This is a genomic window from Xenorhabdus indica, assembly GCF_014467235.1.
Lineage (GTDB): Bacteria > Pseudomonadota > Gammaproteobacteria > Enterobacterales > Enterobacteriaceae > Xenorhabdus > Xenorhabdus indica.
Genome location: NZ_NKHP01000040.1, coordinates 1 through 12,605, shown reverse-complemented (window position 1 = coordinate 12,605; position 12,605 = coordinate 1). Strand labels below are relative to the sequence as shown.

The 12,605-nt window shown below is 51.7% G+C and carries 1 protein-coding gene; it reads right to left on the bottom strand.

Annotated elements, in window-relative coordinates:
* Positions 1–12,605, bottom strand: a 12,605-nt coding sequence (locus Xind_RS18675) for a non-ribosomal peptide synthetase (RefSeq protein WP_187650807.1), incomplete at both ends; no start/stop codon positions are given.

Genomic DNA, 12,605 nt, shown 5'->3' with positions numbered 1-12,605 from the left:
GGCAGCTATCAATGGCATTTCATAGGCAGTGGCGAAAGTGGTTGTTTCCGTTGGGCCATAGACATGCAGTAAGTGCTCAGGTGGGTGATCAGATCGCAGGCGAATGGCAGAACGCATATCGGTTTGTTCACCCCCGAAAAGGAGATAGCGTAAACCCGATAACGCGGGTGCAATCAAGCCAGCATATTGGTTAAACAGCGCCGTCGTCAGAAACAGTGCGCTGACCCCTTCCGATGACAGACACTGACCAAAATAATCCGGCTGTAGCAAAGTTTTTTCGGGGATCAACAGGATACGCGCCCCATGCACCAGGCCCGCCCAGATCTCCCAGGTAGCGGCATCAAATGAAACGTTGGCGCAGTGGGCGATACAGTCATCAGGCCCAATATCGGCGAAACCGTTATTGATAATCAGACGCAGCACATTGCGGTGTTCGACCATCACCCCTTTAGGTAAGCCGGTGGAACCAGAGGTGTAGATCACATAGGCCAGATGGCGTGACGTCAGCCCCAATGTCTGTCTATCCGGGTTATGAGTTGGTTGGTTTATCAGGTTCAATGCCTGATCATCCAGTTCTACAGTGGGGACAGTGCTATTCAGTTTGCCAATCGATGCCGTTTTGGTGAGCAGCACCACGGGAGCAGCATCTTCCAGCATATACGCCAGCCGCTCAGCCGGATAAGCCGGATCGAGTGGTACATAGGCGCCGCCGGCTTTGAGGATAGCCAGTAAACCTACCACCATTGCCGGGCTGCGTTCAGTACAAATTGCTACCCGGTCATCGGGCCGTACGCCTAATTCAATCAGGTGGTGCGCCAGACGGTTAGCGCGACAGTTGAGTTCGTCATAACTTAACACCTGCTTTTCAAACACTACAGCAATAGCATTGGGACACTGTGCTGCCTGAGTTTCAACTAATTGATGAATAAGAGCATCCTGTGGGAAATCTGCCTGAGTGACGTTGAAGTTGACTAACAGTTGTTGTCGCTCTGAGATTGGCAGAATGGGGATTGGCAGAATAGGTTGCTGTGGATCACGAACTAACGCTTCCACCAGACCGCTGAGAGCAGTGATCAGATAAGTGGTTATACGAATCGGGTCGATACTGGTTACAGTCTGGGCTATCAGGTGGAAATCAACGCCCGTATCATCCACCGATAAAGCGATTGGATAATGAGTTTGTTCTGATGTTGCGACGATGCGCATACCCATCTGAGTCGTTGTCGCATTTTCTATCTCATTTGCTTGCGAGTGCCGATAATTAAGCAAGGTACTGAACAGTGGCATAGACTGTGCCACGCCACTACAACGTTGTGCCAATGCTAATGGTGTTTGTTCATGCTCCAGCAAGGTTGTCAAATTACGATAAGCCGCCTGTACCGCTTCTTGCACGCTGCTATTTGTCAGAGTGATCCGTATGGGCAGAGTATTGATAAACATACCCAGAGCTTGGCTAGCGCCGCGCCCTACCAGTAATCTGCCCAGTAACACAGAGCCAAAGACCACATCATCACGACCACTGGTTTGTGCCAGTACCTGCGCCCAGGCCACATGGAACAGCACACTCGGACTGACGCCCAGACGACGCGCTTGTGTGCGGATAGCTTCCGCTAATGCAGGTGCGATAGGAAGATGGGTTTCAGCGACGGAGTTATCGTTATTTGATATTGAAAGAACACCAAATGGTGCTGTTGGTTCATCAATATCAGCAAGTTGAGCACGGAAATAGGCTTCGTGCACAGCGGCCGGTACGCTCAGGGTTTGAGCGATAAAGTTGCGGTACGGCAACGTTGGGGGCAGTGTCACGACTTCGCCCTGTAGCATTTTGTGCTGTATTTGAGCAATTTCGGCAAAAATCAGCGCCAGTGTCATATGGTCGCAGACCAGATGGTGGAAACGCAGCGCCAGCAGCCATTCATCCTGTACCGGATCGTAGGCGATATCTGCGGCAAACAGGGGGGCACGGCTCAGGTCAAAACGATATTGGCGCGGATCGGTGTGAGCTTGTAACTGGGCGGCAACCTCTTCCGCTCTGGCAGGAGTGAAGACATTGATTGACAGTGGTGCCTGACGCCAGACCACCTGAACCGGTTGTGCCAGTCCTTGCCAACACGCCGCGGTGCGCAAGATATCGTGACGGTCAATAACTTGTTGTAAGGCAGAGAGAAAAGCATCAAGGTGATTGCGGGTGTCAAAAGCGAGCAGGCTATGTAACAGGTAAGTATCGCCCTGAGTCTGCAACAGATGATGGAACAGAATTCCTTCCTGTAGCGGTGCCAGTGGGTAAATATCCTGAATATTGCTTACCCCGCCGGAAGTTGCTTCAACGATGGTATCAATCTCAGCCTGTGACAACGAAACTAACGGTAGCATATCGGGCGTGATGGCGGTGCAGTCTGCCGGAATACGGTTAGGGGGGACGGTAGCCGTGTTAACATCACGTTGAATGGCTTGTGCCATTTCGGCAAGAACAGGCGTTGCAAATACACTGAGCATATCGAGTTGCCAACCGAAATGATGCAACCGTTCAATCAGACTGATAATCATCAGCGAGTGACCGCCGAGTTCAAAGAAGTGGTCATGACGGCCCACTTGTTCCATGCCCAATAACTCTTGCCAAATTTCAGCCAGTACGGTCTCAGTTTCATCGATCGGCGCTTCGTAGCTGCGTGCTATGACCGCGGATGCGTCTGGCTCAGGCAGCGCCTGACGATCCAGTTTACCGTTCGGGGTCAGTGGGAATGCTTCCAGCACCACATAGGCACTGGGCAGCATATAACCGGCAAGGTATTGCGCCAGTTGCTGACGCAGTTCAGCCGGCATCAATTTAATGCCAGGCTGAGGCAAAATGTAGGCAATCAGACGTTTTTGTCCCGCTATGTTTCCATGTAAATTGTTTTTATCAACAATAGGTTCTTCATGAATAGGTTCTTCATGGGAAATATATTCGCGCGCCAGTACCACGGCTTCACGTACCCCGTGACATTGCATCAATCTGGTTTCGATTTCTCCCGGTTCAATACGGAAGCCGCGCAATTTAACCTGAAAATCATTGCGGCCCAGATATTCGAGATTGCCGTCAGGTAACCAACGGCCGAGGTCGCCGGTTTTGTACATACGGGCGCTTGGCAATGCGGAGAAGGGATCAGGCAGGAAACGTTCGGCCGTCAGTTCAGGACGGTTGAGATAACCACGGGCAACACCCGCACCGGCAATATGGATTTCCCCCGTCACACCAAGCGGCACCGGCTGACCATATGGGTCAAGGATATAAATCTGGGTATTGGCGATTGGGCGGCCGATATGGCCGACAAAACCGGCTGCCCGGTTCATGCGTGCCCAGGTTGAATAAGTCGTTGTCTCAGAAGGGCCGTATAAATTACACACATTCTGCACAGAAGCGCGGGCAAACAGATGTTCAATGACATGGGGTTTTAGTGCTTCACCGGCTAAATTGATGGTTTTGGCGGTCATGGGAACCGCATTCGCTTCAATTAACTGTGTAATGGCAGAAGGTACGGTGTTGATCAAACTGACAGGCTGCTCCGTTGTGACCAGCGACAACACATTGGGGACAAGATGAACTGTCCCTCCCGAAATAAGCGGGGCAAAACATTCATATACGGCCAGATCAAAATTCAGCGAAGTGGCAAAAAGGGTATGCGCCAGTTCTTCCAAACAAAAAGTCCGCTGTGCCCAGGTCAGGAAATTCACTGCATTGCGGTGAGTGATCGCCACACCTTTTGGCCGCCCGGTAGAGCCGGATGTGTAGATCACATAGGCCAGATGGTGTGATGTCAGCCTTAACCCTTGTGCCTCTGGATTGTGGGTGGGTTGTGACGTCAGGGAAATGTCCGGGGCATCAAGCACCACCGTGGTAGCTGGAGTATTCAGTTTTCCGGCCAGTGTTGTCTGGGTCAGTAGAGCCACCGGTGCTGCATCTGCCAGCATATAGGCCAGCCGCTCAGCAGGATAAGCCGGATCGAGCGGCACATAAGCACCACCGGCTTTCAGGATGGCAAGCAGGCCAACCACCATCTCCAGATTACGCTCAACACAAATCGCCACCCGGTCATCAGGTTGTACTCCCAACGTAATCAAATAATGGGCCAGACGGTTGGCTCGGTTGTTCAGTTCTTCGTAACTGAGCGTTTGATCTCCATATGCTTGATCTCCACATACTACAGCCGTTGCACCGGGAGTGCGGGCAACTTGGGTTTCAATCAGTTGGTGAATCAAGGCATCTTGTGGAAAATCTGCCTGGGTGGCGTTGAAGTCTACCAGCAATTGTTGCCGTTCTGATCCCGGCAACATTGACAGAGTGGCAATGGGTTGTGTCGCATCGGCGACCATTGTTGCCAGTACCTGCCGTAAATAACCGGCTATGCGTTCGACAGTTGCAGAATCGAACAGATCGGTGGCGTATTCCAAATCTCCAACCAGACCGGTATCGGTTTCAGTCAGGAATAGTGTCAGATCAAATTGGGCGCTCTGGCGTAGCGGTTTGATCGGAGTCAGTTGCAGATCGGGTAACGTCAGGGGCTGAGACGGCGTATTGTTTAAGGCCAGCATTACCTGAAAAATGGGGCTGTAACTGAGGCTACGTTCAGGTTGCAACGTTTCTACTATTTGCTCAAAAGGCAGATCCTGATGAGCATAAGCGGCTAAAGCCCGTTCCCGAACCTGCGCAAGCAAGTCAGCGACACAAGGGTTATCATTCAGCGTGACACGTAAAGCCAGTGTATTGACAAAGAAACCAATCAGACCTTCGAGCTTATGGTGCGGACGATTGGTGACCGGTGTACCGATAACGATATCATCCTGACCGCTCAGCCGGGAGAGTACGATACTCCAGGCCGCCAGAAGAGTCATAAATAGGGTGGTATTATGGTGTTGTCCCAGTTGCTTGAGCGATGCCAGCAAAGCAGCATCAAGTTCAAAGGACACCTGACTACCGCGATAAGTCTGTACGGCAGGGCGTGGCCGGTCAGTAGGCAGAGCTAATAAAGTCGGGGCGTCCGCCAGTTGTCGACACCAGAAATCACGTTGTACAGCGAGGATATTTCCTTGCAGCCAGTCATGTTGCCAGGCGGCATAGTCGACATACTGAATGGGGAGAGGCGGCAACGGTTCATCATGACCTTCAAGGGTAGCCTGATAGATCGTACCCAATTCATGCACCAGCACACCGACAGACCAGCCATCAGCGATGATGTGATGCAGCGTTAACAGCAGCACATGCTCCTCGTCGGTCAATTGCAGTAATTGACCGCGAACCAATGGGCCTTGCGTAAAGTTAAAAGGTGTCTGTGTTTCGGTAACAGCAATTTCGGCAATGCGATGAGCCTGTTCTTCTGACGCAAATTGGCGCAGATCCTGACAAGATAAGGCAAAATCAGTACCCGCAGGGTCAATGTGTTGACAAGGCTGCCCGTCAATCAGGTCAAAACGGGTACGCAAACTTTCGTGGCGGGCAATCAGGTAATCAAGTGCGGTCAATAAGACGTGCTGATTAAGTGGCCCTGTCAGACGCAATGCCACTGGAATATGGTAAGCGAGACTGGCAGCCGGATCGAGTTGGTGAAGGAACCATAGCCGTTGTTGCGCAAACGATAGAGGCAGCGCTTGGTTGCGATCAACCGGGGGAATAACGATTTGTTCAGTTGCTGAAGTATTGGTGAGTACTTGTGCCAGATCTGCCAGCAGAGGGTAGGTAAAGAGCTGTTGTATGAGTAGTTCTCGTGCCAACGTCTGACGCACACGCGAAGCGAGCTGAACAGCAAGCAATGAATGACCACCGAGTTCAAAGAAATGGTCATAACGACCAACTTGTTCCACTTTCAGCAGGTCTTGCCAGATTTGCGCCAGTATGATTTCAGTTTCGCTGACGGGGGCTTCATAACTGCGCACTACGACAGCGGACAAATCTGGCGCGGGTAATGCCTGACGGTCAAGTTTACCGTTGGGCGTCAACGGAAAAGCTTCAAGAGTGACAAAGGCACTGGGTAACATATAGTCGGCAAGGCGTTGCGTGAGTTGCTGACGCAATTCGGCAGGAACTAATTTCACCCCTGCCTGCGGGCACAGATACGCTACCAATCGTTTCTGATTCGGCTCATCTTCACGAACCAATACGACGGCTTCTTTTACTCCGTGACATTGCATCAATCTGGCTTCGATTTCGCCTGGCTCGATGCGGAACCCACGCAATTTAATCTGAAAATCATTGCGGCCGAGATAGTCAATATTGCCATCAGAACGCCAGCGACCGAGGTCACCGGTTTTGTACATACGCGCATCCGATTCGGCAGAGAACGGATCAGGCAAGAAACGTTCGGCCGTCAATTCAGGGCGGTTCAGATAACCGCGGGCAACTCCCACGCCGGCGATATAAATTTCGCCAGCCGTGCCAAGGGGCACCGGTTGACCCTGCGGATCGAGGATATAGATCTGCGTGTTGGCAATCGGACGCCCGATAGGCGGTGCGCCTTCTTCCTGACTATTGCATAGATACATCGCTGAACAGACCGTACTTTCCGTTGGACCGTAGGCATTAATCATACGTCGTTCTGTAGCCCAACGTTTAACCTGTGAAGACGGGCAGGCTTCGCCGCCGACCAGCAGGGTTTCCAGCGTTGCAGGTATAGCATCCAGCGCTGCTAAGGCGGCCGGTGGCAAAAGCACATGCGTGATGGCCTGTATTTCCAGTGTCTCCAAGAGTGCCACACCCGGCAGCAGCGCAATACGCGAAGCCAGATGGAGGCAGGCGCCGCTCAAAAGTGCCATACAACATTCCCAGATACAGGCATCAAAACTGTTTGAAGCAAATTGCAAAATACGGCTGTTGGGGGTGATTGCCAGAGTATTTTGTTGGGTGACAATCAGGTTAGCCAGACCGCGATGCTCAACCATCACCCCTTTAGGCATGCCGGTCGAGCCGGAGGTATAGATCACATAAGCCAGATGATGTGATGTCAGTCCCAGTGTATGTACATCCGGGTTATGAGTCGGTTGTGTTGCCAGAAACGGTTCCAGATCGTCAAATGTCACCGTAAAAATGGGGCTTGTCAGTCTGTCGAGCTGTGTTGTTTGCATCAGCAACGTTTGGGTCAGCAGAACGACCGGCACGGCGTCTTCGAGCATATAGGCCAGCCGCTCCGTGGGGTAGGTAGGATCGAGCGGCACATAGGCGCCGCCGGCTTTGAGGATAGCCAGTAAACCTACCACCATCTCCGGGCCGCGTTCGACACAAATTGCCACCCGGTCATCGGGGCGCACACCTAATGTAATCAGATAATGTGCCAGACGGTTGGCGCGGAGATTAAGTTCGCCATAGCTGATAGCTTGCTCTTCAAACATAACGGCAATGGCGTCGGGATGATGCGCGGCTTGCACCTCGAACAGTTGGTGGATCAGGGCATCTTGCAGGAAGTCTGTCTGAGTTGCATTGAAATCGACTAATAATTTTTGTCGTTCTTCCGACGGTAATATGGGTAACGCTTGAATCAATTTTTGTGGGGCATGAGCCAATGTTTCAACCAGTCCACTAATGGCAGTAACCAGATAAGTGATTACGCGGTTGGGATCGATACCAGTTACAGCCAGAACTGTCAGACGAAAATCGGCGTCCAGATCATCTATCGATAAAGTAAGCGGATAGTGACTTCGCTCTTCAGTTGCGACAATACGTATCCCCGCTTGCGTCATCTCAATGCCATCTGCTTGACTATGGCGATAATTGAGCAATGTACTGAACAGAGGCATGGATTGATCCATACCACTACAGCGTTGCGCCAGCACTAATGATGCCTGTTCGTGCTCCAGCAGTGTTGTCAGACTACGATAGATAACCTGCACGGCTTCTTGTACGCTGAGACCAGCCAGAGAGAGGCGCACAGGAAGAGTATTGATAAACAAGCCTGGCGTTCGTGAGGCTCCGGCAATCCCTTGTGAACGTCCCAATAGCACGGAACCAAAGACCACATCATCACGGCCACTGGTTTGAGCCAGTACTTGTGCCCAGGCTACATGGAACAGCACACTTGGGCTGACGCCCAGGCGGCGGGCCTGGGAGCGGATTGCTTCTGCCAGCACAGCATCAAGCGGAAGCTGCGCTTGGCTGACAGTTTTATTGTCGTTTTGTACTTTAAGTATGCCGAACGGTGCGGTTGGCTCGTCAATATCGGCAAACTGAGCGCGGAAATAGGCTTCGTGTACTGCCGCCGGTACGCTCAGGATTCGGGCAATAAAGTTGCGGTACGGCAGTACTGGGGGGAGTGTTTCGGCCTTGCCCTGTAATATTTGGGTAATTTCGGCAAAAATCAACGCCAGTGTCATATGGTCGCAGACCAGATGGTGGAAACGCAGCGCCAGCAGCCATTCATCCTGTACCGGATCGTGAGCAATATCCGCGGCAAACAGAGGGGCACGGCTCAGGTCAAGACGATATCGGCACGGATCGGTGTAAGCCTGTAACTGGGCGGCAACCTCTTCCGCTCTGGCAGGAGTGAAAACATTGACCGACAGCGGTGCCTGACGCCAGACCACCTGAACCGGTTGTGCCAGTCCTTGCCAACACGCCGCAGTACGCAGAGTATCGTGGCGATCAATGACTTGTTGTAAGGCAGAGAGAAAAGCATCAAGGTGATTGCGGGTGTCAAAAGCGAGCAGGCTCTGGAGTAAATAATCATCCCCCTGTGTCTGTAACAGATGATGGAACAGAATTCCTTCCTGTAGTGGTGCCAGCGGATAGATATCCTGAATATTGCTTACCCCGCCGGAAGTTGCCTCAACGATGGTATCAATCTCGGCCTGTGACAGCGAAACCAGCGGCAACATATCGGGCGTGATAGCGGTGCAGTCTTCGGGAATGCGGTTAGGGGGGACGATGAAAGTGTCTGCGTTAAGCTGAACCGCCTGTGCCATTTCGGCAAGAACAGGTGTTGCAAATACGCTGTGCACATCGAGTTGCCAGCCTAGCTCATACAGCCGTTCAATCAGACTAACAATCATTAAAGAGTGACCGCCGATTTCAAAGAAGTGATCATGACGGCCCACTTGTTCCATGCTCAGCAATTCTTGCCAAATTTCAGCCAGTGTAGTCTCTATTTCACCGACGGGTGTCTCATAGCTGCGTGTTATGACCGCGGATGCGTCTGGCTCAGGCAATGCCTGACGATCCAGTTTACCGTTCGGGGTCAGTGGGAATGCTTCCAGCACCACATAGGCACTGGGCAGCATATAACCGGCAAGGTATTGCGCCAGTTGCTGGCGTAGTTCAGCCGACACCAGTTTAGTATCAGGTTGGGGCAGAATGTAGGCGATCAGACGTTTTTGTCCCGCTATGTTTTTATGAGAATTGGTTTTATAAGAACTGGTTTCATGAGACATATTTTCTTCATGGGGAAGATATTCACGCGCCAGTACCACGGCTTCACGTACCCCGTGACATTGCATCAATCTGGTTTCGATTTCTCCCGGTTCAATACGGAAGCCACGCAATTTAACCTGAAAATCATTGCGGCCCAGATATTCAAGATTGCCGTCAGGTAACCAACGGCCGAGGTCGCCAGTTTTGTACATACGGGCGCTTGGCAATGCGGAGAAGGGATCAGGCAGGAAACGTTCGGCCGTCAGTTCAGGACGGTTGAGATAACCACGGGCAACACCCGCACCGGCAATATGGATTTCCCCCGTCACACCAAGCGGCACCAGCTGACCATATGGGTCAAGGATATAAATCTGGGTATTGGCGATTGGGCGGCCGATATGGCCGACAAAACCGGCTGCCCGGTTCATGCGTGCCCAGGTTGAATAAGTCGTTGTCTCAGAAGGGCCGTATAAATTACACACATTCTGCACAGAAGCGCGGGCAAACAGATGTTCAATGACATGGGGTTTTAGTGCTTCACCGGCTAAATTGATGGTTTTGGCGGTCATGGGAACCGCATTCGCTTCAATTAACTGTGTAATGGCAGAAGGTACGGTGTTGATCAAACTGACAGGCTGCTCCGTTGTGACCAGCGACAACACATTGGGGACAAGATGAACTGTCCCTCCCGAAATAAGCGGGGCAAAACATTCATATACGGCCAGATCAAAATTCAGCGAAGTGGCAAAAAGGGTATGCGCCAGTTCTTCCAAACTGAAAGTCCGCTGTGCCCAGGTCAGGAAATTCACTGCATTGCGGTGAGTGATCGCCACACCTTTTGGCCGACCGGTAGAGCCGGATGTGTAGATCACATAGGCCAGATGGTGTGATGTCAGCCTTAACCCTTGTGCCTCTGGATTGTGGGTGGGTTGTGACGTCAGGGAAACGTCCGGGGCATCAAGCACCACCGTGGTAGCTGGAGTATTCAGTTTTCCGGCCAGTGTTGTCTGGGTCAGTAGAGCCACCGGTGCCGCATCTGCCAGCATATAAGCCAGCCGCTCAGCAGGATAAGCCGGATCGAGCGGCACATAAGCACCACCGGCTTTCAGGATGGCAAGCAGGCCAACCACCATCTCCAGATTACGCTCAACACAAATCGCCACCCGGTCATCAGGTTGTACTCCCAACGTAATCAAATAATGGGCCAGACGGTTGGCTCGGTTGTTCAGTTCTTCGTAACTGAGCGCTTGATCTCCACATGCTTGATCTCCACATACTACAGCCGTTGCACCGGGAGTGCGGGCAACTTGGGTTTCAATCAGTTGGTGAATCAAGGCATCTTGTGGAAAATCTGCCTGGGTGGCGTTGAAGTCTACCAGCAATTGTTGCCGTTCTGATCCCGGCAACATTGACAGAGTGGCAATGGGTTGTGTCGCATCGGCGACCATTGCTGCCAGTACCTGCCGTAAATAACCGGCTATACGTTCAACGGTTGCAGAATCGAACAGATCGGTGGCGTATTCCAAATCTCCAACCAGACCGGTATCGGTTTCGGTCAACGATAACATTAAGTCAAAATGAGCTGTATTTCGTTGGTGTTCAAGCCGTGTGATCTGCAAATCAGGGAGAGTTAATTTCTGGGGCGGCGTATTATTTAAGGCCAGCATTACCTGAAAAATGGGACTGTAACTGAGACTGCGCTCAGGTTGCAGCGCTTCTACTACTTGCTCGAAGGGCAGATCCTGATGAGCATAGGCCGCCAGTGATCGTTCACGAACCTGTGCAAGCAGATCAGCTATGGTAGCACTATTGCCTGGTGTCACACGCAACGCCAGTGTATTCACAAAAAAGCCAATTAAGCCTTCCAGTTCAGGAAGTGAGCGATTAGCGACTGGTGTACCGATAACAATATCATCCTGACCACTCAACCGGGAGAGGACAATACTCCAGGCTGCCAGGAGGGTCATAAATAAGGTGGTGTTATGGTGTTGTCCCAGTTGCTTGAGCGATGCCAGCAAAGCAGCGTCAAGCTCAAAGGATACCTGACTACCGCGATAAGTCTGTACAGAGGGGCGTGGCCGATCAGTGGGAAGCGATAGTAAGGCTGGCGCTTCTTCGAGCTGTGCACACCAGAAATCACGTTGTTCAGTAAGGGCAATCTCTTGCAGCCAATGACGTTGCCAGACAGCATAGTCAGCATACTGAATCGTCAGTGGTGGTAACGGATCATCGTGGCTGTTAAGAATGGCATGGTAGAGAACCTTTAGTTCATGTTCCAGCATTCCCATAGACCAACCATCAGCAATGATATGGTGCAACGTTAATAGCAGCACATGCTCCTCGTCTGTCAATTGCAGTAATTGACTGCGAGCCAAAGGGCCTTGCGTAAAGTTAAAAGGCGTCTGTGCTTCAATAGCGACAATTTCAGCAACGTGATGGGCCTGTTTCTCTGAGGCTAACAGGCGTAGATCCTGGCAGGACAGGGAAAAACCAATATCCGCAGGGTCAATATGTTGACAGGGTTGACCTTTAATTAATACAAACCGAGTGCGTAAGCTTTCATGACGAGCGACCAAACGATCAAGAGCGGTGGTTAGGGCGTTATGTTCGAGCGTGCCGGTAATATGTAGCACTAGCGGAATCTGATAAGCCAGACTGGCTGCCGGATCGATTTGAGCAAGGAACCATAACCGCTGTTGGGAGAAAGATAAAAGCAGCGGTTGGTTGCGGTTAGCCGGAAGAATAACGATTTGTTTGGCCGCTGAAGCATCGGTGAGTACCTGCGCCAACTCTGCCAGTTGAGGGTGAGCAAAAAGTTGTCGTATTGGCAGTTCTCGTCCCAGTACCTGACGCACACGTGCAACGAGTTGAACAGCAAGCAATGAATGACCGCCAAGTTCAAAGAAATGGTCATAGCGGCCCACTTGCTCTAACCCCAACAGCTCTTGCCAGAATTGTGCCAGTAGTGTCTCAATTTCGCCGATGGGTGCAGCATACTCATGTGTTACCACGGCTGAGACATCAGGGGCAGGGAGTGCCCGGCGGTCAAGTTTGCCATTAGGGGTTAGCGGAAATGCTTCCAGTACCACATAGGCACTGGGCAGCATATAGCCCGCAAGATGTTGCGCCAGTTGTCGGCGCAGTTCAGCCGGCACCAGTTTAACCCCCGTCTGTGGCAGGAGATAAGCCACTAGCTGTTTTTGCCCCCCGGTTTTATCAGATATCGTTTCATGTA